Source organism: Sphingopyxis sp. YF1, from assembly GCF_022701295.1.
Lineage (GTDB): Bacteria > Pseudomonadota > Alphaproteobacteria > Sphingomonadales > Sphingomonadaceae > Sphingopyxis.
This window is the reverse complement of record NZ_CP033204.1, coordinates 3,149,084-3,169,841: the sequence shown is the minus strand read 5'-3', so window position 1 is coordinate 3,169,841 and position 20,758 is coordinate 3,149,084. Positions and strand designations below refer to the sequence as shown.

Here is a 20,758-nt window from a genome sequence, read left to right as displayed (position 1 = left end):
AAGTATCTGTCCCTTGTCACCGCACCGCAGGCGCCATAAGGCCTCCCGCGTGGGCCTCCTTGCCGCCTTTCGCCGACCGGGCATCCTTCTCCTGCTGCCGCTGCTGCTCGCGATTGCCGCGCGCATCCTCGTCGCACCGGGCTGGATGATCGAAACCGACGCGAGCGGCAGCATCACCGTCCGTGTCTGTTCGGACCCCGCCAATCCCGGCGGGACGATCACCATCCCGATCGAACGTGCGAGCGACCACGACGGCGCCGTCAGCGACCAGCATTGCCCGTGGGGTGCGCTCGCGGTGGCGCCGATCGTTCCCGCCGAACCCGCGCTGCCCGCCGCTCCCGTGGCGGCCGAGTCCTTGCCCGTCGCGATCCCGTCGCTCGGCTATGCGCCGGGCATCGCCTCGCCGCTGCCGCCGAGCACCGGACCTCCCGCCTTCGCCTGACCCGGTTTGAACGGCCGCCCGCGCATCCCGCGCGGGGCGGTCCGTGCCTGCATTCAAGCGAAGGAAAAATCATGAACTGCCGTACCTATCGGGCGGCGCCGCTGTTGGCGCTCGTCCTCTCGCTCGTTCCTGCCGTCGTCCGTGCCGAGGTGGCCGGGGACGACCAGACGATCATCGTCACCGCTCCCACCGCGACCGACGAAGCCGAGGCGCGCGCCGCGCGCACCCCCGGTGGGGTCGATATCGTCACGCACGGCGACTATGCCGACAAATCAATCGTCAGCCTGCGCGACACGCTCGCCTTTTCCCCCGGCGTCTATCTCCAGCCGCGCTACGGGCAGGAGGTACGCATCGCGATCCGCGGTTCGGGGCTGTCGCGCGGTTTCCACATGCGCGGGCTGACGCTCCTGCAGGACGGGGTGCCGATCAACCTCGCCGACGACAATGGCGATTTCCAGGAGCTCGAACCGATCTTCTTCGACCATCTCGAGGTGTATCGCGGCGCCAACGCGCTGCGCTTCGGGTCGGGGACATTGGGCGGCGCGGTCAATGGCGTGACGCCGACCGGCCGCACCGCCGGCGGGATCTACCTGCGCGGTGATGCGGGGAGCTTCGACAGCGTGCGCGGGCTCGTTTCGGCGGGCGTCGCGGCGGGCGCGGTCGATGCGTGGGGCGCACTCAGCGCCGACACGTCGGACGGCGACCGCGACCATGCCGGGCGCCACAGCCTGCGCTTCCACGGCAATGCCGGGCTCAAGCTGAGCGACGTTGCGAGCACGCGCTTCTACGCCAGCGTCAACCATATCGAGCAGCAACTGCCCGGTGCGCTGACGATGAAAGAGGCGCTGACCACCCCGCGCATCGCCGCCGCGGCGAGCGTCGCGGGGGATCAGGCGCGCGACATCGATTCGCTGCGGCTTCAGAACCGGACACGCTTCGACTGGGGCAGGCTGTCGCTCGACGTCGGCGGCTTCGTCAACGTCAAGTCGCTCTATCACCCGATCTTCCAGGTCATCGACCAGGAGAGCGTCGATCGCGGGGCGTTCTTCCGCGTCGACTATGACGGCGGTGCGGTCGCCGCGACGTTCGGCGGCGAGCTGCGCGTCGGCGACACCGCGTCGAAGCGTTTCCTCAACCTGGCCGGCAAGCGCGGCGCCAAAAGCTTCGAGGCCGAGCAGGATGCCCGCACCGCGACGCTGTATGGCGAACTGCGCCTGACCCCGGTCGAGGCGCTGACCCTCGTCGCCGGCGGCGTCTACGCCGACGGCAAGCGGCGGCAGGCGATCGCCTTCAACAGCGCCGCGCCGGCGCAGGCCGGGACGGTCGGCCACGCCGGTTTCGACGCCTTTTCCCCCAAGCTGGGCCTGCTGTTCGAACCCGTGGCGGATGTGCAAGTCTACGCCAACTACAGCCGCTCGGTCGAATTTCCGGGCTTCAACGAACTGGCGCAGATCGCGAGCTTCGTGCCGCTCGCGCCCCAGCGCGCGTGGACGGTCGAGGTCGGCACGCGCGGCAAGGCGGGAAGGCTGGACTGGGATATCAGCCTCTACCGCGCCGACATTCGGGGCGAGATGCTGCAATATACCGTCGTCCCGGACATCCCGGCCTCGACCTTCAACGCCGGGCGCACCCGGCATGCGGGGATCGAGGCGGCGCTCGAATGGAGGCCCGCCGACTGGCTGCGACTGCGGCAGGTCTATACCTACAGCGACTTCCGCTTTCGCGATGATTCCGAGTTCGGCGACAACCGCCTGCCGATCGTTCCGAAACATGTCTATCGCGCCGAGTTGAGGCTCGGCGGCGATGCGCTGCACGTCGCGCCCAATCTCGAATGGGTGCCGCAGGGCCCCCACGCCGATTATCGCAACAAGGTCCGCACGCCGGGCTATGCGCTGCTCGGCGTGACCGGCGGCGCGCGCGTGGCCGAGGGTATCGACGCCTTCGTCGACGTCCGCAATATCACGGGCAAGAAGGCGATCGGTGATATCAGCGCGGCGATCGGCGTGACGCCGACATCGGCGATCTATTATCCCGTCGAGCGCCGCGCCATCTCGGCGGGTTTGCGCGCGCGCTTCTGACGTCGCAGCGTGGTAGGGGAACCGGTCCGGCGGAGTCGTCGGACCGGTTTCATTTGCAACTATTTCATGCTAGGCCCTGTGCCATGAAGGATGGATTCACCCACGTCCATGAAACCCCGCCGCCCGGCGCCGCGGCCGACTGGACGATTTCGCAAAATTGGGACGCCTTCACCGCCGATGAACATGCGATGTGGGACCGGCTTTTCGCGCGCCAGTCGGCGATGCTGCCCGGCCGCGCCTCCGAAGCCTTTCTGCGCGGTATCGACGTGCTGCGGCTCGAAAAGCCCGGCATCCCCGACTATCGCGAGCTCAACGCGCGGCTGATGGCGGCGACGGGGTGGCAAGTCGTCGCGGTGCCGGGGCTCGTCCCCGACGACGTCTTCTTCGACCATCTCGCCAACCGGCGTTTCCCCGCGGGCAATTTTATCCGCACGCCGCAGCAGCTCGATTATCTGCAGGAACCCGACGTCTTCCACGACGTCTTCGGCCATGTCCCGATGCTCGCCGACCCGGTGTTCGCCGATTATATGGTCGCCTATGGCGAAGGCGGCCTCCGGAGCCTCAGGTTCGACGCGCTGAAACAGCTCGCGCGGCTTTACTGGTATACCGTCGAATTCGGCCTGATCCGTGAGGCGGGCGGCCTGCGCATCTATGGGGCCGGCATCGTTTCCTCCTACGCAGAAAGCGTCTTTGCGCTCGATTCGGACAGCCCCAACCGCATCGGTTTCGACCTCGCGCGGGTGATGCGCACCGATTACCGGATCGACGATTTCCAGCAGAATTATTTCGTCATCGACAGCCTGGACCAGCTGCTCGACACGACGGTGAACACCGACTTCGCGCCGCTCTATGCCGCCAACGCGGCGCTGCCGCCGATCGCCATCGCCGACATATTGCCGGGCGATATGGTGATCACGCGCGGTACACAGGATTATGCGCTCGCAAAGAGCGGTTGACGCCTACCAGCTCCCGAAACTCGCGTCCGCCGGATCGGCGCGGTGCAGCGCGCGCTCCTTGCGGCGCCAGCCATAGCGGCGGCGCTTGACCAGCATCAGGCACGGCCACTGGGCGCTGCCGCCGCGCGCGGCGAGGCGAAAGCCTTGCGCGCGATACGCCGCCAGCACCGGTTCCATCTGGCGCGCGATCAGGCCCGCGAGGATGATGCGTCCGCCCGGCGCGGTGACGCTTGCGATATCGGGGGCGAGGGTGATCAACGGCCCGGCGAGGATGTTGGCGATTACGAGGTCGTAGGGCGCGCGATGCCGGATCGCCGGATGGTTCGTCCCCGCCGCCACGGCGACCGCGAGGCGCCCGCCGCCGCGCCCGAGCGGGACGCCGTTGATGCCGGCATTGTCCTTCGTGACAAAGATGCTCGCGGGATCGATGTCCGACGCGATCGTCCGCGCGCGCGGCCATAGCGCCATGGCGGCGAAGGCGAGCAGCCCGGTGCCGGTGCCGATGTCGGCAATGTTGCGCGGGACGGCGCCCTGCCACGCCAGTCGGTCGAGCATCGAAAGGCAGCCCGCGGTGGTGTCGTGCCCGCCCGTGCCGAACGCCTGGCTCGCGTCGATCAGGAAGGCGGTGGCGCCCGCGGGCACGCGGTCGGCATGGCTGCTGGTGTGGACGAAGAAACGCCCCGCCTGCACGGGCTCTAGCCCCTGCTGGCTCAGCGTTACCCAATCCTCTTCGGGCAACTCGGCGATCACGGGTTCGGTATCGCCGGCGCTCGGGACCAGCGCGTGCAGCAGCGCCACCAGCTCTGCCGATGGCCTGTCGTCCATATAGGCGTCGAGCTGCCATTCGTCGGCATCCTCGTCGATTTCGCGCGTCACGACGACGGGAGCCTCGGGCATCGCATCGAGCTCGGGAATCTCGCCCGACAGGGCTTCGGCTTCGGAACGCGTGCAGGGAAGCGAGACGATCCAGCTCATCGGGTTGCCGCTTCCTTCGCCAGCCGTTCGTCGAGCCGCTTTGCCGCGCCCGCGGCATAGGCTTTGCACGCGCCGGAATCGACCAGCGGTGCCTCGCCCGCGAGCCGTTCGAACAGGCTGCTCGCGCCCGGGTGCGGGGTGATCAGCAGGTCGCAGGGCAGGCCGGGCACCTTGGCGAAGGTGCCGCGCAGCATCGCGATATAGTCGGGATGATCGGTGAAGCGGTAATCGTCGGCCGACACGGCGCTCAGGCTGTCGACATAGGCAATGGTGCGGCAATCGCCCGCCTCGCACGACTTCCAGGTCCAGCTCGTGCTGCCCGGCGTGTGTCCCGGGGTCGCGCGGATGGTCAGGCCGATGCCCCCGACCGGCAGCGTTTCGCCCTCCTTCAGCGTGCGCGCCACGGTCACACCCCGGAACGGCGGGATCGCGCCGCGCTGTGGATCGATTGCTTCGGGTTCGCCGCTGGTCAGCGTTGCCACGGCTTCCTTTCGTGCGAGCACCGACGCCCCGGTTGCGTCCTGCAGCGCCTTCAGCCCGCCGACATGGTCGAGATGCTCGTGGCTCGCCAGCAGATAGCGGACGTCGGCGGGGTCGAAACCGAGGGCACGGATATTGGCGAGGATACCCGGCGCGGCTTCCTCGGTGGCGCCGTCGATCAGCACCAGTCCGTCGGGGGTGGTCACCAGCAGCGCGGTGATGCCGCAGGTGCCGACATAATAGGTGTTGCCGTGGATCTTCGCAGGGGGGGCGGGATCGCTCCAGCCGTCGCGCCCTTCGCACGCGGCGGCAAGCGCCTTGCCGGTCGGCGCGGCGGCGGCGGGCGCGGGCGCCTGTTGCGGCGCGCAGCCGGCGAGCGCCAGCGCGGCGACGGCTGCGATCCTAGCGGACATAGCTTGCTCCGTTCACATCGAGCACCGCGCCGGTCATCGACGCTGGCGCCTGCATCGCGCACCAGCGTGCCATTTCGGCGACCTCGTGCGGCATCGCGACGCGGCCCAGCGGGATATCGGCGAGCAATTTGTCGCCGCCGCGGCTTTCCAGATAATCCTCGGCCATGCCGGTCATCGTGAAGCCGGGGCAGATGGCGAAAGCGAGGATGCCATCCTTCGCATAGGCGCGCGCGATCGTCTTGGTCATCGCCACCATGCCCGCCTTCGACGCGGCATAATGCCAGTGTGCGGGGCTGTCGCCGCGATAGGCGGCGCGGCTTGCGATATTGACGATGCGCCCTTCGGCCTTGCGCTCCTGCCAGTGGCGCACGGCATGGCGGCACAGCTGTGCGCTCGCGGTCAGGTTGACCTGCAGCGTGCGGTTCCAGTTCGCGAGCCATTCGGCGTCGGAATCGTCGATCGGGTTCGCCTCGAATATCCCGGCGTTGTTGACCAGCACGTCGATGCGGCCATCGAGCCGGTCGAGGCTGGTTCGCCACAGGCGGTCCGGGATCGCCGGGTCGGCGAGGTCGCCGTCGGCGCTCGCGAGTGCGACGATTTTGGCGGCGTCGGTGGTCAGCGCCTCGGCGATCGCGGCGCCGATGCCGCGGCTCGCGCCGGTGATCAGGATATGGGTTGCCATGGCCTCGCCATAGAGGCCCGGGCTGCGCTGCGCCAGAGTCGTTCCCCGGCGAAAACCGGGGTCCGTGCCGGGATCAGGACAGGCCCCGGCTTTCGCCGGGGATCATGGGGATTACGCGACCCGGCGGCTGAATTCGCTGGCCGCCTTTTCGAGCGAGTTCAGGCGCTCGCCCATCTTGCCGAATTCTTCGCTGAGCACGCTGATCTCGCCCGCGACCATGCCCGAATCGTTGCGAATGCTGGCGATGGTCGACGACATCGAATCGGCGGCGAGCGCGGTCTCGTCGACCGCTGCGGTGATCGAGGTGACCGTTTGCGCCTGCGCGTCCATCGCGTCGCGGATGCGCTGCGCCGATTGCTGCACCTCGACGATCGTCTGCTGGATCGACTGGTTCGCGGCGACCGATCCGCGCGTCGCCTGCTGGATCGCGGTGATCTTGCCCGCGATATCGTCGGTCGCGCGCGCGGTTTCGTTGGCGAGGCTCTTCACCTCCTGCGCCACCACGGCAAAGCCGCGGCCCGATTCGCCCGCGCGGGCGGCTTCGATCGTCGCGTTGAGCGCCAGCAGGTTGGTCTGTCCCGCAATCTCGCGAATCAGGCCGAGGATCGATTCGATCGATTCGGCGTGGTGCGACAACGCTTCCGACATTGCGACGGCTTCGCCCGCCTGTTCGGAGGCGCGGATCGCGACGGTGGCCGACGCTTCGACCTCGCTGCGTGCATCCTCGATCGCGCGGATGAGGCCCGCGGCGGTCGATGCGGCCTCGCGCATCGCGATCGCCGACTGTTCGGACGCCGCGGCGACTTCGCTCGTCTTGGCGATCATGCCCTTTGCAGCCTGGTCGGCCGAAGCCGCCTGCGCGGCAAGCTGGCGCCGTACGCCGTCGGTGTCCTGGACCAGCGAGGCGATCGAGCGGTCGAAATCGTCCGCGAGCGCATGGCGCTCGCCCGACACGACCGCGCGGTCGAGCTTTTCGGCATAGCGCTGCATGATGTCATATTCGAGCAGGCCGAGCCGGTTGAGCGCGTTCGACAGGCGGACCAGCCGCGCCAAATCGTCGCCGCATGCCTCGAGGATATATTCGAACGTCAGCCGCTGGCTCTCGGCCATGCACGATAGCACCGACGCGAGCGGCAGGTTCACGCGCCGCGCCATATGCGTGTTCTGGCAGGCGATCGTGGCGACCTCCTGCCCCGCCGGATCGCGGTATTTGAAGGCGGTGTGCCGCGCGCTGCCGCGGACATAGCTGTCGTAGAGCTCGCCCTCGATCTTGCGTTCGATCGAGGGAAGGGCGTTGAACGCGTCCCAATAGGCCCGCGCAATCGCTTCCTCGCGTCCGGCAACGATCGCGTGAATCTCGGCACCGTTCGCGGCGAGGCGTCCGTCGAGATCGTAGAAGGAAAAGCGCTCCGACATCGCAATCGGGTCGATCTGCTGCTTATGAATCGGATTTTCCTTCACCATGATCCTGCTTCCCTCACCATGTCGTGGCGCGCGGCGCTGCCGTCCGCTGTCACCGGCGAAAATCATGACCGATCTATGTGGGGAAGGGGTAAATTCAGTGTTAACCAGCGGAACGAAAATTCGCGCTGCGCGTCGCGTTGACGCTATACAGCGAAGCATCCGCGCGGCCACCGGTTGCCGCTATAGCGCTATGGAGAGCGACCCATGCTCATCGGTACCCCCAAGGAAATCAAGAACCACGAATATCGTGTCGGCCTGACCCCCGAAAGCGCGCGCGAACTGGTCGTCCACGGCCACCGCGTGCTGGTCGAGACCGGTGCGGGCGAGGGCATCGGCGCGCACGACCGCTTCTATGTCGAGGCGGGGGCCGAGATCGTCGCCACTGCTGCGGAAATCTATGCCGCCTGCGACATGGTGGTGAAGGTGAAGGAACCGCAGCCCGGCGAGCGCGCCATGCTGCGCCCCGGACAGATTCTCTATACCTATCTCCACCTTGCACCCGACCCCGACCAGACGCGCGACCTGATGGCATCGGGGGCGGTGTGTATCGCCTATGAAACCGTCACCAGCCCGCATGGCGGGTTACCGCTCTTGAAGCCGATGAGCCAGGTCGCGGGGCGCATGTCGATCCAGGCCGGCGCGACCGCGCTCGAAAAGGCGCATGGCGGGCGCGGCGTGCTGCTCGGCGGCGTGCCGGGCGTCGCGCCGGGCAAGGTGTGCGTGATCGGCGGCGGCGTCGTCGGTTTCAACGCGGCGCAGATGGCGGCGGGGGTCGGCGCCGACGTCACCATCCTCGACCGCGATCCCGAGGTGCTCGAACGCGTCGGCACCTTTTTCGAGGCGCGCGCCAAGACGCGCTTCTCGAACCGCGCGAACCTTGCCGAATGCGTCGCCGAGGCGGACCTCGTCATCGGTGCGGTGCTGATCCCCGGTGCCGAGGCGCCGAAGCTCGTGACGCGCGAGATGCTCGGAACGATGCGTCCGGGCTCGGTGCTCGTCGACGTCGCGATCGATCAGGGCGGCTGCTTCGAGACGAGCCACGCGACAACCCACGCCGATCCGACCTATCTGGTCGACGGCATCGTCCATTATGCGGTCGCGAACATGCCGGGCGCGGTCGCGCGTACCAGCACCTATGCGCTCAACAATGTTACGCTGCCGCACGCGCTGCGCATCGCCGACCTCGGCTGGAAAGAGGCTTTGAAACGCGACGTGCATCTTGCGCAGGGCTTGAACGTTTGGAATGGAAAGGTGACGTTCGAGGCCGTAGCCGAAGCGGTCGGAACCGATTATGTGCCTGTGGAACAGGCACTCGCCTGACGACAAGGACATAAGAGAGCGATGACCAACGAAGACAACCTCCCCGACACCGACACCGGCACCGGCGAAGAGACCGAGAATGAGGTGATCCGCGCGGCGCGCGAACTGCAGGCGCAGAAGGAAGCCGCCGAGGCGACCGAAGCTGCCGACCAGGCCGCAGGCAAGGCAAGCGGCAAGCGACCCGGCTGGAAAACCGCTGCCGCCGCCGGCATCGGCATCGGGTCGGCGGCGGTGCTGGCTGCGCTGCTCTACGCGAACCGCGGCAAGAAATGACATTGCCTTTCCGCGCACCCCGGTGCGCGGAGACGGGCGTTGATCGTGGTTCCCGTCCGGGACCGGGGGCGGCTTTGCCGCCCTTTTTCATGCGATCCTGCCGGGCGCGCGAGGAGAAGGACGGGGTTCGACGGTTGCAGGCACTGTCCCCGTGCGTCCGGCAGCGAAAACCCCTCCCCCGAAGGGAAGGGGTTCCGCAGGTATAGGGTGGTTTAGCGCAGGCCCGAGAGGCGCACGTCCTGGACGCGGCCGTAGCGGACATCGCAGCTGAATTTGCCCTTGTCGTAATAGCCGCCGCGACCCCAGCGGCCGCCATAGCCGTCGGTGACGACGACGCGGCCCTTGACGCGATAGCCGTCGCTCTTGCGGTCGATGCTCGTCACCTGCGTGACGTCGGTGCGACCGTAGCGGCGGCTGCCGCGCTCGACCGCGGAAACGCACTGGCTGACCGCGCCGCGGCTGTTGCCGTAGCGACCATAGTCGTAGCCATAGCCGTAGCGCGGGTCGTCGTAGCGGCCGCGATAGCGATCGTCGTAACGATAGCGGTCGTCGTAGCGATCATAACGGTCGTTGTCCGACGAAAGGATCGCGGCCAGGCCGCCGAGCACGACGGCGCCGGCGATGATTTCGCCCGCGCTGATTCCGTCGCGATCGTAACGGTCGTGGCGGTCTCGCGCGGCGGCGGGGGTGGCGCTCATCAACATCGCGCCGGCGGTGGCCGCACCAATCGCGGCCTTGCCGAGCTTGTTCATAGCCATGGGTCGGTCTCCTTCAAAAGCGCAGGCGCCAATCGCGGCCTGTTGATGATGGTGTACCGATTCGGCGGTGACATGAGGCTGAACCCCCCGCTTATCTGCGGTTCAGACTTGGGTCGGCGTGCCTGTCGCGCGGGCAGGTGAAAGCGCCGCGTCACCGGTTGGAGACGCGGTCCGTACGCTCGCGATGCGGGAGGCGATCAGCCGCCGAAGGTGACGTCGACGACGCGGCCGCCGCGAAAGCTGCAGCCGAAGCTCTGCGTCGCGCCGCCGAGCCGCGATGCGATGCCCGTGACGTACCAGCCGCCGTCGCTGGGTTGCGGACTATCGACGCGATCGACGCGGGCGTCGTCGCCCATCTCGGCTTCCACCGCCCAGCTGCATGCGTCGGCCGCACGGGCTTCGGCTTCACCGCCGCCATAGGCGCCGGTGGGGAAGGCGCGATCGTCGTCGCCATAGGTGTCCGCGGGCGGCGGAGCGTCGCCGGGTTCGGATTGGTAGCGCGGGATCTGGCGGTACTCGTCGCGCTCATAGGGCGGTTGGTAACGGTCGTCGCGGTCGCGGCGTTCGGTCTTGTCCTTGCTCGCGGCGCTGGCGATCGCTGCGATGGCGCCGATGACGAACAGGCCGCCGAGTACCTCGCCGGTGCTGATCCGGTCGCGGTCGCGATGATGTCCCCAGCCGCCGTGGCGGCTGCGCGCCTCGGCGGGCGTTGCGGCGATCCCGATCGAGGTCAGGACGACCGCGGCGGCGGCGGTGAAACTGGTCAGACGGCGCATGCGGGGCCTCCCGAAGCACGGGCCCATGCCCGGTTTCCGGGCGATAGGCGCGCGATGCTTTCGCGCCGCTGAACCGTTTTCCGTGCGCGACGAGGCGTTGGCCGGCCACCAAAAAGCCCGCCGTCCCCTGGGAGAAGGCGGGCCTTGCAACCGTCGCGATCCGCGGCTCAGCAGACGCAGCGCGGCTTGGGTTTCGGCTTCCACTTCTTTTTGGCGACGTAGCGCTTCTTCTTCACCGGCACCGTCTCGTAATAGGTGCGCGTCGAGGTCTCGACCCGCTCGGTCACCACCGGTGCACCGTTGGTGATCACCGTCGTCACGACAACGCCGGGCGTATAATATCCATAGGGGGCGCCATAGCCATAATAGCCGTATCCGCCCTGCTGATAGACGGTCGTGCCGCCATGGCCCCCATAATAGGGCGGCGGGGGCGGATAACCGCCACCCTGATAATAGCCGCCCTGCTGATAGTGGGTGCCGCGGCTGGCCCACCAGCTTTCGCAGCGCTTGCGGTCGGCTTCGCTGCCGATCGCGCCGCCGGCGATCGCGCCCAGCGCGCCGCCGATGACCGTGCCTTCGGTGCGGTTGCCGCGCCCGGCGATGCGGTTGCCGGCGATGCCCCCCACGACGCCACCGACAACCGCCCCGCCGACTGTGTCCCCCCGGCCACAGCGGCGCGCCATGTCGGCGTCGTGATCGTAACGGGCGTCGTATCCGCCGCGGTCGCCGCCGTCATAGTATGGATCATAGGGCGGCGGCGGCGCATAACTGGTGCCCGCGCCTTCGACCGTGCCTTCGTAACGGCCATCATAGCGGCGGCCGTCGGGGGTTTCGTAGGTGCCGTCCCAGGTGCCCGTCCAGCGGCCCTGCGCGTCGTACGTGCCCTCGACGCGGCGATAGTCGACCTCGCTCGGCACGCGGTCGGGATAGCCGGTATAGACGCGCGCATCGGGCGCGGCGGGCGCGCCATAGTCGAGACGCGGTGCCTCTGCCCGGGCATGGCCCGTCAGCAGCAGCGATCCGGCGGCGACGCCCAGCAGAAAAACGGTGCGCATGGCTTCACTCCCTGTTCCGTCGGCCGCGCGCGAGGCGGCGGCGATTGGTTAACAGTGTGTTAGCAAATACGGCGCTTTTCGGCGAATCCGTTAACCGTGAAGAATCTGTCCCGTTTTGGGCCTGTTTTCAGGGGGCGAGCGCGGCGGCGATGCGCGCGACGAGCGCTTCGGCGCCCGCTTGGTCGTCGGCGGTGAAACGCGCGGGCGACGGGCTGTCGAGATCGAGCACGCCGACCAGCCGGTCGTTCGCGATCACCGGTACGACGAGTTCGCTGCGGCTCGCTGCGTCGCAGGCGATGTGACCGGGAAAGGCGTGGACGTCCTCGACCCGCTGGGTCGCGCGCAGCCGTGCGGCGGCGCCGCACACGCCCTTGTCGAGCGGAATGCGAATGCACGCCGCCTTGCCCTGAAAGGGGCCGAGGACGAGTTCGGTGCCGTCGAAACGGTAAAAGCCCGCCCAGTTCAAATCGGGGATCGCCTGCCAGATCAGCGCGGCGACATTGGCCATGTTGGCGATACCGTCGGGCTCGCCCGCGACGAGCGCCTCGGCGGCGTCGGCGGTTTCGGCCCACAGCGCGTCGGCGGCGGTGGCGGATGGAGCAAAGACGAAGGACATCGGCGTTCTTTCGGATGGGGCAGCGGCGCAGTGCGGGGCGAAAACCGGCGTCGCCGGCGCATCGCCGCGCCAGCCTGGCCGGAAGCGCGATATATCGGGCGTCATCGTCCGAAAGGCGAGCGCCTTTTTGCCGGCTGCAGCGTCCCCGGTGATCGTGACGCGATGATCCGGATCGCCGCCGCTGGCCCGCCGGGCGGGAGAGCGGCGGCGATCGGGCACCTTACTGGACGCTCAGCCCGGTCCATTTCGCCGCAAAGGCATATTTGTCGGCGGCCTCGGCGATGACCTTGTCGGTCGGTTTGCCCGACCCGTGGCCCGCGCGCGTTTCGATGCGGATCAGGTGCGGCTTGTCGCCTGCCTTCGCATGCTGGAGCGCGGCGGTATATTTGAAGCTGTGCCCCGGCACGACGCGGTCGTCGGTGTCGGCCGTCGTCACCAGCACTGCCGGATAGGCCGTCCCGTCCTTGATATTGTGGTAGGGCGAATAGGACAGCAGGTTGCGGAAGTCGCCCTCCTTCGCCGGGAAGCCATAATCGTCGGTCCAGTAGCGGCCGGCGGTGAAGCGGTCGAAGCGCAGCATGTCCATCACCCCGACCGCGGGCAGCGCCGCGGCGACAAGGTCGGGGCGCTGGTTGGTGACCGCGCCGACGAGCAGTCCGCCGTTCGATCCGCCCTCGATCGCGAGCTGCCCCTTGCCGGTGATGCCCTGTGCCATCAGATATTCGCCCGCGGCGATGAAGTCGTCGAAGACATTCTGCTTCTTGTCGAGCCGGCCGGCGTCGTGCCACGCCTTGCCATATTCGCCGCCGCCGCGCAGGTTGGCGATCGCGAGCACGCCGCCCTTGTCGACCCAGGCGAGCCGGGTGGGCGAGAAGGCGGGCGTCATCGACACGTTGAAGCCGCCATAGCCATAGAGCAGCGTCGGCGATCCCTTGCTGCGGTCGAGCCCCTTCTTCATCACGAGGAACATCGGCACTTCGGTGCCGTCCTTCGATTTGTAGAAGCGTTGCTCGACCGAAAATTCGGCGGGATTGAAGGTCAGCTTGGGCTCGGCGAAAATCTCGCTCTTTCCGGTCGCGGTGTCGAGGCGATAGATTGTCGTCGGCCGCGCGAAGCTGGAAAAGGCGTAGAAGGTTTCGGGGTCGCTCGATTTGCCGCCGAAGCCCGAGGCCGATCCGATGTCGGCAAGGTTGATGTTCGCGACGGGGGTGCCGTCGAGCGCGACCATGCGCGCCTCGGACTTGGCATCGCCGAGATAGGAGAGGATGATGCGGGGCCCGACGCGCGACGCGCCGACCAGCGTGCCTTCCTGTTCGCCGACGAGCTGGGTCAGCGTCGCGGGCTTTTTGATGTCCATCGAGACCAGCCGCTGACGCGGGGCGCCCTTGTTGGTGATGAAGGTGAAACGCGTGCCCGCGTTGGTCACATATTCCCAATTGTTCGCGAAATCGTTGACCAGCGTGATCGGCTTTCCGGCACCCTTGGGACCGATGGGGTAGAGGGTGAGGCCATAGCGCTCGTCGGTGCCTTCGGACCCGACGACGAGAAGATATTTGCCGTCGTCGGTGACGATCGCCGAATTGTTCAGCTCGGGCTTGTCGGGTGTCGCATGGATCAGCACGTCGGCGCTTTGCGGGGTGCCGAGCTTGTGGAAATAGACCGCGTGATTTTCGTTGAGCGACTGGAAGGCTTCGCCCTCCTTCGGCTCGGGGAAGCGCGAATAATAGAAGCCGCTGCCATCCTTGGCCCAGTCGAGCGCCGAGAATTTGACCCAGCGGATCTCGTCGGTGAGGTCCTGGCCCGTCGCGACATCCTTGACCCGCACGATGCGCCAGTCGGTGCCGCCGTCCTGCACCGAATAGAGAAGATATCGGCCGTCCTCGGACGGCGTCCATTCGGCGAGCGCGGTCGCGCCGTCCTTGGCCCAGCCGTTGGGGTCGATCAGGACGCGGCCCTCGCCGGTCAGCCCTTCGCGGACATAGAGCACCGACTGCGGCTGGAGCCCGTCGTTGCGGCTGTAGAAATAGCGCGTGCCTGCCTTGGTCGGCAATCCGAAGCGCTCGTAATTATAAAGCTCGGTCATCCGCACCTTGAACGCGTCGCGGCCGGGCAGCGTGTCCAGATAGGCGTCGGTGACCTTGTTCTGCGCCTCGACCCACGCCGCGACCTTCGGATTGACGCGGACATCGTCCTCGAGCCAGCGATAGGGATCGGCGACGTCTACCCCGAATTGCGGATCGATCGTCGTGCCGCGCTCGCTGGCGGGATAGGCCAGCGTGGCGGGCGCCGTGGCCGTCGCGGCGTCCCCGGCGGCATCCCCGGCGGCATGGGCGGCGGTCGGGGTCATGAACAGGGCAACCAGCGCCAGCGGCGTGGAGACGGCTTTACGGGACATGGCAAGGCGATCCTCATCGGTGGGAGTAATAATCGTGCGTGCCAATGTAAGGATGGAAAAGGTGGGGGCAAGGAGAATTGGGCCCGTCAGGCCGCGACTGCCGGCGCTGCCCCCGCATCCTCGTCGCGCACCGCGCGGCGGGCGGTTTCCGATGGTCCGGTGCGCGGGTTGCGGTCGCGGCCCGCGAACCCTATGTTACCCATCTGATTCCGAAGGAAGAGTAGCCGTCATGGATTTCCCTGCAATGCCATCGCCCCAAAGCCTTGTCTTGCAGGAAGCCGTCCATGCCCGCCATTATCCTTTCGAATCTTCACTACAGCACCGCTGACGCCCACCCGCTGTTCACCGGCCTCGACCTTGGCTTTGCGGCCGAGCGGACGGGGCTCGTCGGCCGCAACGGGGTCGGCAAGACCAGCTTGCTGCGCCTGATCGCGGGCGAGCTCGAACCGCAGGCGGGGAGCGTTTCGGCGTCGGGCACGCTCGCGGTGCTGCGCCAGAGCGTCCAGCCGTCTCCCGGCGAAACGATCGCCGACCTGTTCGGGGTGACGGGCGCGCTCGCGCTGCTCGCACGCGCCGAGGCGGGGGCCGCGACCGCCGACGAACTCGCCGACGCCGACTGGATGCTCGAAAGCCGGATCGATACCGCGCTTGGCCGCGTCGGGCTGACGGCCCGGCCCGAAACGCCGCTGATTGAGCTGTCGGGCGGGCAGCGCACGCGCGCCGCGCTGGCGGCGGCGATCCTCGACGAACCCGACTTCCTGCTGCTCGATGAGCCGACCAACAACCTCGACCGCGAGGGGCGGCGGGCGGTCCACGATCTTGTTGCCGACTGGCGCGGCGGGCTGGTCGTCGTCAGCCACGACCGCGAACTGCTCGAAAAAATGGATGCGATCGTCGAACTGACCGCGCACGGCGCCGCGCGCTATGGCGGGGGCTGGAGCGCCTATCGCGCGCGCAAGGATGCCGAACTCGCGCAGGCCGAACAGACCCTCGCCGAAGCCGAACGCGGAAAGGCACAGGTGTTGCGCGAGATCCAGAGCGCGACCGAGCGGCAGGCGCGCAAGGACAAGGGCGGGCGGAAGAAGGCGGCGAAGGGCGACATGCCGCGTATTCTGGTCGGCGCGCTGAAGCGCCGAGCCGAGGAAACGGCGGGCGCGGGCGCGCGGCTCGCGGAACGCAAGCGCGGCGAGGCCGACGAGGCGCTCGCGGCGGCGCGCGCGAAGGTCGAGGTGCTGCAGCCGCTGACGGTGACCGTCCCGCCGAGCGGCCTCGCCGCCAACCGCACCGTCGTCGAGGTCGCCGATGTGACCGCCGGCCATGCGCCGGGCACGCCGGTGATCGAGGGGCTGTCCTTCACGCTGACCGGCCCCGAACGCGTCGCGATCACCGGTACCAACGGGTCGGGCAAGACGACGCTGCTCGCGCTGCTCACCGAGCGGCTGGCGCCGTGGGAGGGGCGGGTGCGGGTCGTGCCCGAGCATGCGATGCTCGACCAGACGATATCCCTGCTCGATCCGGCCTTGTCGATCCGCGACAATTTCCGGCGGCTGCATCCCCACGCCGACGAGAATGAATGCCGCGCCGCGCTCGCGCGTTTCCGCTTTCGCGCCGACGCCGCGCTCCAGATCGTCGGGACGCTCAGCGGGGGGCAGATGTTGCGCGCGGGGCTCGCGTGTACGCTCGGCGCGCCGAAACCCCCGCTGTTGCTGATCCTCGACGAGCCGACCAATCATCTCGACATCGATGCGCTGGAGGCGGTCGAGGCCGGGCTGACGGCCTATGATGGCGCGCTGATCGTCGTCAGCCACGATGAAGCGTTTCTGGATGCGATCGGGATCGAACGGCGGATCGTGCTGCCGGGCGGTTGAGGCCGACCCTCAGATCTCGATGATGATGCGTACCTTTTCGGGCGTCGTCCCCGCCAGGCGCGCGATTTCCTCGCGGCTTTGCGCCAGCTTCTCGTGCAGCGGCCCGGTCGTGCCGCGGCCGAACAATTTGTCCGCCGTAACCTCCAGAAGGGCGGCGATCGCGTGCATGCGGCCGACCTTGGGGCGCGCCCGATCGAGCTCCCAGTTGCACACGGCAGCGGTGCTGACCGACAGCGCCGCGGCAAAGTCGGACTGGCTCAAACCCCTCGCCATGCGCAGCCTGCGGACGCGGGCGCCAAAGCTCTCGGGATCGGGCGAATCTTCACCATTCATCCACATTGCGGAAATCATGGCATATTTTTTGGTTGTTGAGAAGCATTATCAGAATTTTTACGATAAACCACCGCACGCTTGCCCGCGTTCGGCGGCTGCAGCATTGCCGATGCGTCTGAATCGGGAAAGAAAAAGGGCGGTCGTCCTCGCGGACGCCGCCCTTGATTCCGTCAGGAAGGAGAAGCTCAGGCTTCTGCCATTTCCTCGTCGAACTGTTCGACCGGACCCGAATCCTGGCCCTTCGCATCGACGTCGCGGTCGACGAATTCGATGATCGCGATCGGCGCCGCGTCGGAGGCGCGGATGCCGGCCTTGATGACGCGGGTGTAGCCGCCGTTGCGGTCCTGGTAGCGGGTCGCGAGGACGTCGAACAGCTTCTTGAGCTGCGTGTCGTCCATCAGGCGGCTCTGCGCGAGGCGACGGTTGGCAAGGCCACCGCGCTTGGCGAGGGTCACCAGCTTTTCGATATAGGGGCGCAGTTCCTTCGCCTTGGCGACGGTGGTCGTGATCTGCTCATGCTTGATGAGCGAGGCCGACATGTTGCGGAACATCGCCGTGCGGTGCGCGCTCGTGCGCTGCAGCTTCCGGCCACCCGATTTATGACGCATGATCTTTCCTTACGTTTGTTAAGGGCCCGTGTGAGGTAGCCCAGACCAGGTCGATTTGCGGGCCGACCCCTTCCCGTTGTTGGCCCCGGCCGAAGCCGGGGCGCAAGATCAGCCGAGAAGTTCCTGTTCGAGCTTCTTGGCCATTTCCTCGATGTTCTCGGGCGGCCATCCGGGGATGTCCATGCCGAGGCGCAGACCCATCGACGACAGCACTTCCTTGATTTCGTTCAAGGACTTGCGGCCGAAGTTCGGGGTGCGGAGCATTTCGGCTTCGGTCTTCTGGACCAGATCGCCGATGTAGATGATGTTGTCGTTCTTGAGGCAGTTCGCCGAACGGACCGACAGTTCGAGCTCGTCGACCTTCTTGAGCAGGAAGCGGTTGAGCTGGTTGACGTCCGACTCGTCGGCGGTGGTCGGCGAAGCCGCCATGCCGATCAGGCCGCTGTCGTTCATCGCTTCTTCGAAGTGGACGAAGACCTGGAGCTGGTCCTGGAGGATGCGCGCGGCATAGGCGACGGCGTCTTCCGGGGTCACCGTGCCGTCGGTTTCGACGGTCAGCGACAGCTTGTCATAGTCCAGTTCCTGACCGATACGGGCATTGTCGACCTTGTAGGCGACCTGGCGCACGGGCGAGTAGAGCGAGTCGATCGGGATCAGGCCGATCGGCGCGTCGGCCGGGCGATTGGCGGTCGCGGGGACATAGCCCTTGCCGGTGTCGGCGACGAGTTCCATGTTCAGCGTCGCGCCATCGTCGAGGTGGCAGATGACATGGTTCGGGTTCATCACCTTGATGTCGCCCGACACCATGATGTCGCCCGCCTTGACGGTCGCGGGGCCGGTCGCCGAAAGCTGGAGCCGCTTCGGGCCTTCGCCTTCCATCTTGAGCGCGACCTGCTTGACGTTGAGGACGATGTCGGTGACGTCCTCACGCACGCCGGCGAGGCTCGAGAATTCGTGCAGGACGTTCTCGATCTTGATCGAAGTGATCGCCGCACCCTGGAGCGACGAGAGCAGCACGCGGCGCAGCGCGTTGCCGAGCGTCAGGCCGAAGCCGCGCTCGAGCGGCTCGGCGACGAAGGTCGCCTTGCGCTTGCCGTCGCCGCCGGCCTTGATTTCCAGGTTGCTGGGCTTCTTCAATTCCTGCCAGTTCCGGATATTGACAGTCATAGACTTCCCTTTGCTTTGGGTGGGACGGTCGGGGGTCGGCCAACATGTCCCACATTAGGTATGGTGACGGTGCGGCCGCCCGCGGGCGGCCGGTCCGGAAACGTCAGACGCGGCGGCGCTTGGCCGGGCGGACGCCGTTGTGCGGGATCGGCGTCACGTCGCGGATCGACGTGATGTGGAAACCGACCGCCTGCAGCGCGCGCAGCGCCGATTCACGGCCGGCGCCGGGACCCTTGACTTCGACTTCCAGCGTGCGGACGCCGTGTTCGGCGGCCTTCTTGCCGGCGTCTTCGGCGCAGACCTGCGCCGCGTAAGGGGTCGACTTGCGGCTGCCCTTGAAGCCCATCATGCCGGCGCTCGACCAAGCAATCGCATTGCCCTGCGCGTCGGTGATGGTGATCATCGTGTTGTTGAAGGTCGCGTTGACGTGGGCGACGCCCGACGAGATGTTCTTGCGTTCGCGCCGACGAAGGCGCTGCGGTTCACGAGCCATGATGCTATCCTAAATCCTGAATTCTGCGAAGCTGGCCGTCGGCGCCTGATGGCGTGCCGCCGGCGAAAAGCAAGGAAGCGCGCCCGGGGGACGCGCTCGAACCTTACTTCTTCTTACCGGCGATCGGCTTGGCCTTGCCCTTGCGGGTGCGCGCATTGGTGTGCGTGCGCTGGCCGCGGACCGGCAGGCCCTTGCGATGGCGCAGGCCGCGGTAGCAGGCGAGGTCCATCAGGCGCTTGATGTTCATCGCCGTGTTGCGGCGAAGATCACCCTCGACCGTGTGGTCGGCGTCGAGCGTTTCGCGGATCTGCAGCACTTCGGCGTCGCTGAGGTCCTGGACGCGGCGCGTGTGATCGATGCCGAGCTTGTCGGCGATGTCGATCGCGGTCTTGCGGCCGATGCCGTGGATGTAGGTGAGCGCGATGATCACGCGCTTGTTGGTGGGCAGGTTGACGCCCGCGATACGTGCCATTTATTCTTTCTCCTGCTCCACAGGGCGCGCTGGCAACGGCCCCATCTCAAAGCGTCTGATTTCCAACGCAAAAAACGGACCACGAACACGCTCGCTGCGTTTCGCCGTCCGGTCAGGGTGTTGGAATGGAAGCGCAACTAGGGCGAGTCGGGCCGAAAGTCAAGCGAAGCGCCGGTCTTTGCGGCAAACCGGGCGCGCCCGGCGGTCCGTTTCCGCCGGAAGTCCTTGAAGCGGCAAAGTCCCCGCGCATGCGCCCCGGATATCGAGCTTTCGTGTCCTTGTGCAGCTGTCGATCAGGGCGGTGCGACTGGACGGCGCGCCCGGCAATTGAGGCTCAATCCTTCGCGGTCAGCGCCACCGCGCGGTCGTACAGGCGCGCGACGACGGCGCGGTGAATCCCCGGCGCGCAGGCGATGACGCCGAAGGCCTGCGCGCGCGGCGTGTTGAAACGCAGCGGTTCGCCAAAGGCATCGGTCACCGCGGCGCCCGCCTCGATCGCGATCAGCGCGGCGGCGGCGACATCCCATTCGAAGCCCCAGCGCAGCGTGGCGACGAGGTCGGCGCGGTCGTCGGCGACGAGCGCCATGCGCAGCGCGATGCTGTTCGGTTTGGTGACCATGATCAGGTCGCGGTCGATCTTGGGCAGGCTGTCGGCGGGGACGCGCGATCCGTCGAAAATCATCCGGCGGCTGGCGCGCAGCGCCTCGCCGTTCAGCGTTGCCCCCTTGCCGCGCTGCGCGACCCACAGCTCGTCGAGCGCGGGCGCATAGAGCACGCCGAGTTCGGGGGCGCCGTCGACCACCAGCGCGACCGACACGCACCAGCCGGGGCGGCCGCGGATGAAGTCGCGGGTGCCGTCGATCGGGTCGACGCACCACATCGCGCGCCGCGCCAGCCGGTCGTCGCTGTCGGCGGTCTCTTCGGAGAGCCAACCGGCCTCGGGCACCATCGCGCCGAGCACCGCCTTCAGCCGCGCATCGACCGCCAGGTCGACGTCGCTGACCGGATTGTCGTGCGACTTGTGCCAGACATCGACCGGGCGCCCTTCGCCGCGCCAGCGCGCCATCGCCATGTCGCCAACCTCGCGCGTCGCCGCGATCACGGCTTCGAGGTTGCGGGCGGGCACTGGCGGTC

The 20,758-nt window shown here is 67.4% G+C and carries 21 protein-coding genes; 6 read left to right on the top strand and 15 right to left on the bottom strand.

The features are described from left to right. The first annotated feature begins 49 nt into the window (after nt 1-49). The 3 genes from EAO27_RS15375 to phhA all read left to right on the top strand — a co-directional run bounded on the left by EAO27_RS15375 (nt 50) and on the right by phhA (nt 3,476). Entirely contained in the window at nt 50-442 is a 393-nt protein-coding gene (locus tag EAO27_RS15375) for a DUF2946 family protein (protein ID WP_242771305.1), read from the top strand. Between the two features lie 71 nt (nt 443-513). Next, nucleotides 514-2,520 carry a TonB-dependent receptor gene (locus tag EAO27_RS15370; protein WP_242771303.1) on the top strand — a complete coding sequence of 669 codons (2,007 nt, stop codon included), beginning with the start codon at nt 514-516 and terminating at the stop codon, nt 2,518-2,520. Nucleotides 2,521-2,603: 83 nt separating this feature from the next. Next, nucleotides 2,604-3,476 (top strand): phenylalanine 4-monooxygenase, encoded by an 873-nt coding sequence (phhA, locus tag EAO27_RS15365; protein ID WP_242771301.1) that lies wholly within the window; start codon nt 2,604-2,606, stop codon nt 3,474-3,476. A 3-nt stretch (nt 3,477-3,479) separates the two neighbouring features. Here the strand turns inward: phhA and EAO27_RS15360 are convergent, their stop codons facing one another. The 4 genes from EAO27_RS15360 to EAO27_RS15345 all read right to left on the bottom strand — a co-directional run bounded on the left by EAO27_RS15360 (nt 3,480) and on the right by EAO27_RS15345 (nt 7,490). Next, on the bottom strand, nt 3,480-4,451 hold the full coding sequence (locus EAO27_RS15360; protein WP_242771299.1) for a 50S ribosomal protein L11 methyltransferase: 972 nt from the start codon (nt 4,449-4,451) through the stop codon (nt 3,480-3,482). Further along, the gene (bla, locus tag EAO27_RS15355; RefSeq protein ID WP_242771296.1) at nt 4,448-5,344 is read right to left on the bottom strand and encodes a subclass B3 metallo-beta-lactamase; all 897 of its coding nucleotides are present in this window, start codon (nt 5,342-5,344) and stop codon (nt 4,448-4,450) included. The genes EAO27_RS15360 and bla overlap by 4 nt, the downstream gene beginning before the upstream one ends. Continuing rightward, nucleotides 5,334-6,026, bottom strand: a complete 693-nt coding sequence (locus tag EAO27_RS15350; protein ID WP_242771294.1) for an SDR family oxidoreductase — start codon at nt 6,024-6,026, stop codon at nt 5,334-5,336. The genes bla and EAO27_RS15350 overlap by 11 nt, the downstream gene beginning before the upstream one ends. A gap of 111 nt (nt 6,027-6,137) precedes the next feature. Then, entirely contained in the window at nt 6,138-7,490 is a 1,353-nt protein-coding gene (locus EAO27_RS15345; protein ID WP_242771292.1) for a methyl-accepting chemotaxis protein, read from the bottom strand. 204 nt (nt 7,491-7,694) lie between these two features. Here EAO27_RS15345 and ald point away from each other — a divergent pair, with 204 nt between their 5' ends. Both ald and EAO27_RS15335 read left to right on the top strand, forming a co-directional pair. Next, on the top strand, nt 7,695-8,810 hold the full coding sequence (gene ald / locus EAO27_RS15340) for an alanine dehydrogenase (RefSeq protein ID WP_242771290.1): 1,116 nt from the start codon (nt 7,695-7,697) through the stop codon (nt 8,808-8,810). Between the two features lie 21 nt (nt 8,811-8,831). Next, nucleotides 8,832-9,083, top strand: coding sequence for a hypothetical protein (locus EAO27_RS15335; RefSeq protein ID WP_242771288.1), 252 nt, complete (start codon nt 8,832-8,834; stop codon nt 9,081-9,083). Between the two features lie 212 nt (nt 9,084-9,295). On the opposite strand, the gene EAO27_RS15330 is transcribed toward EAO27_RS15335, so the two are convergent. The 5 genes from EAO27_RS15330 to EAO27_RS15310 form a co-directional block, all read right to left on the bottom strand. Then, the gene (locus EAO27_RS15330; RefSeq protein ID WP_242771286.1) at nt 9,296-9,841 is read right to left on the bottom strand and encodes a hypothetical protein; all 546 of its coding nucleotides are present in this window, start codon (nt 9,839-9,841) and stop codon (nt 9,296-9,298) included. 197 nt (nt 9,842-10,038) lie between these two features. Then, nucleotides 10,039-10,617: a hypothetical protein gene (locus EAO27_RS15325; RefSeq protein ID WP_242771283.1), complete on the bottom strand. Its 579-nt coding sequence runs from the start codon at nt 10,615-10,617 to the stop codon at nt 10,039-10,041. 167 nt (nt 10,618-10,784) lie between these two features. Next, a complete protein-coding gene (locus tag EAO27_RS15320) occupies nt 10,785-11,672 on the bottom strand; it encodes a glycine zipper 2TM domain-containing protein (protein WP_242771280.1) in 888 nt (295 codons plus the stop codon). Nucleotides 11,673-11,799: 127 nt separating this feature from the next. Then, complete coding sequence (locus EAO27_RS15315) at nt 11,800-12,288, bottom strand: GAF domain-containing protein (protein WP_242771277.1); 489 nt, start codon at nt 12,286-12,288, stop codon at nt 11,800-11,802. A 220-nt stretch (nt 12,289-12,508) separates the two neighbouring features. Next, complete coding sequence (locus EAO27_RS15310; RefSeq protein ID WP_242771273.1) at nt 12,509-14,683, bottom strand: prolyl oligopeptidase family serine peptidase; 2,175 nt, start codon at nt 14,681-14,683, stop codon at nt 12,509-12,511. A 284-nt stretch (nt 14,684-14,967) separates the two neighbouring features. Between EAO27_RS15310 and EAO27_RS15305 the strand changes: the two genes are divergently transcribed. After that, nucleotides 14,968-16,551 carry an ABC-F family ATP-binding cassette domain-containing protein gene (locus tag EAO27_RS15305; protein ID WP_242771270.1) on the top strand — a complete coding sequence of 528 codons (1,584 nt, stop codon included), beginning with the start codon at nt 14,968-14,970 and terminating at the stop codon, nt 16,549-16,551. 9 nt (nt 16,552-16,560) lie between these two features. Here EAO27_RS15305 and EAO27_RS15300 read toward each other — a convergent pair whose 3' ends face one another. The 6 genes from EAO27_RS15300 to EAO27_RS15275 all read right to left on the bottom strand — a co-directional run bounded on the left by EAO27_RS15300 (nt 16,561) and on the right by EAO27_RS15275 (nt 20,750). Beyond that, nucleotides 16,561-16,884, bottom strand: coding sequence for a helix-turn-helix transcriptional regulator (locus EAO27_RS15300; RefSeq protein WP_278190165.1), 324 nt, complete (start codon nt 16,882-16,884; stop codon nt 16,561-16,563). 185 nt (nt 16,885-17,069) lie between these two features. After that, nucleotides 17,070-17,492: a 50S ribosomal protein L17 gene (gene rplQ / locus EAO27_RS15295; protein ID WP_242771263.1), complete on the bottom strand. Its 423-nt coding sequence runs from the start codon at nt 17,490-17,492 to the stop codon at nt 17,070-17,072. A gap of 108 nt (nt 17,493-17,600) precedes the next feature. Continuing rightward, nucleotides 17,601-18,659, bottom strand: a complete 1,059-nt coding sequence (locus tag EAO27_RS15290) for a DNA-directed RNA polymerase subunit alpha (protein WP_242771260.1) — start codon at nt 18,657-18,659, stop codon at nt 17,601-17,603. A 103-nt stretch (nt 18,660-18,762) separates the two neighbouring features. Next, the gene (rpsK, locus tag EAO27_RS15285) at nt 18,763-19,152 is read right to left on the bottom strand and encodes a 30S ribosomal protein S11 (protein ID WP_003040416.1); all 390 of its coding nucleotides are present in this window, start codon (nt 19,150-19,152) and stop codon (nt 18,763-18,765) included. A gap of 103 nt (nt 19,153-19,255) precedes the next feature. Then, nucleotides 19,256-19,624, bottom strand: a complete 369-nt coding sequence (gene rpsM / locus EAO27_RS15280) for a 30S ribosomal protein S13 (RefSeq protein ID WP_242771257.1) — start codon at nt 19,622-19,624, stop codon at nt 19,256-19,258. A gap of 334 nt (nt 19,625-19,958) precedes the next feature. Continuing rightward, nucleotides 19,959-20,750, bottom strand: a complete 792-nt coding sequence (locus tag EAO27_RS15275) for an inositol monophosphatase family protein (protein ID WP_242771254.1) — start codon at nt 20,748-20,750, stop codon at nt 19,959-19,961. Between the last annotated feature and the right edge of the window lie 8 nt (nt 20,751-20,758).

Coding starts and splice junctions, on each gene's coding strand:
- EAO27_RS15370 (WP_242771303.1), top strand. CDS start 514: ATGAACTGCCGTACCTATCGGGCGGCGCCGCTGTTGGCGCTCGTCCTC.
- phhA (WP_242771301.1), top strand. CDS start 2,604: ATGAAGGATGGATTCACCCACGTCCATGAAACCCCGCCGCCCGGCGCC.
- EAO27_RS15360 (WP_242771299.1), bottom strand. CDS start 4,451: ATGAGCTGGATCGTCTCGCTTCCCTGCACGCGTTCCGAAGCCGAAGCC.
- bla (WP_242771296.1), bottom strand. CDS start 5,344: ATGTCCGCTAGGATCGCAGCCGTCGCCGCGCTGGCGCTCGCCGGCTGC.
- EAO27_RS15350 (WP_242771294.1), bottom strand. CDS start 6,026: ATGGCAACCCATATCCTGATCACCGGCGCGAGCCGCGGCATCGGCGCC.
- EAO27_RS15345 (WP_242771292.1), bottom strand. CDS start 7,490: ATGGTGAAGGAAAATCCGATTCATAAGCAGCAGATCGACCCGATTGCG.
- ald (WP_242771290.1), top strand. CDS start 7,695: ATGCTCATCGGTACCCCCAAGGAAATCAAGAACCACGAATATCGTGTC.
- EAO27_RS15335 (WP_242771288.1), top strand. CDS start 8,832: ATGACCAACGAAGACAACCTCCCCGACACCGACACCGGCACCGGCGAA.
- EAO27_RS15330 (WP_242771286.1), bottom strand. CDS start 9,841: ATGGCTATGAACAAGCTCGGCAAGGCCGCGATTGGTGCGGCCACCGCC.
- EAO27_RS15325 (WP_242771283.1), bottom strand. CDS start 10,617: ATGCGCCGTCTGACCAGTTTCACCGCCGCCGCCGCGGTCGTCCTGACC.
- EAO27_RS15320 (WP_242771280.1), bottom strand. CDS start 11,672: ATGCGCACCGTTTTTCTGCTGGGCGTCGCCGCCGGATCGCTGCTGCTG.
- EAO27_RS15315 (WP_242771277.1), bottom strand. CDS start 12,288: ATGTCCTTCGTCTTTGCTCCATCCGCCACCGCCGCCGACGCGCTGTGG.
- EAO27_RS15310 (WP_242771273.1), bottom strand. CDS start 14,683: ATGTCCCGTAAAGCCGTCTCCACGCCGCTGGCGCTGGTTGCCCTGTTC.
- EAO27_RS15305 (WP_242771270.1), top strand. CDS start 14,968: ATGCCCGCCATTATCCTTTCGAATCTTCACTACAGCACCGCTGACGCC.
- EAO27_RS15300 (WP_278190165.1), bottom strand. CDS start 16,884: ATGAATGGTGAAGATTCGCCCGATCCCGAGAGCTTTGGCGCCCGCGTC.
- rplQ (WP_242771263.1), bottom strand. CDS start 17,492: ATGCGTCATAAATCGGGTGGCCGGAAGCTGCAGCGCACGAGCGCGCAC.
- EAO27_RS15290 (WP_242771260.1), bottom strand. CDS start 18,659: ATGACTGTCAATATCCGGAACTGGCAGGAATTGAAGAAGCCCAGCAAC.
- rpsK (WP_003040416.1), bottom strand. CDS start 19,152: ATGGCTCGTGAACCGCAGCGCCTTCGTCGGCGCGAACGCAAGAACATC.
- rpsM (WP_242771257.1), bottom strand. CDS start 19,624: ATGGCACGTATCGCGGGCGTCAACCTGCCCACCAACAAGCGCGTGATC.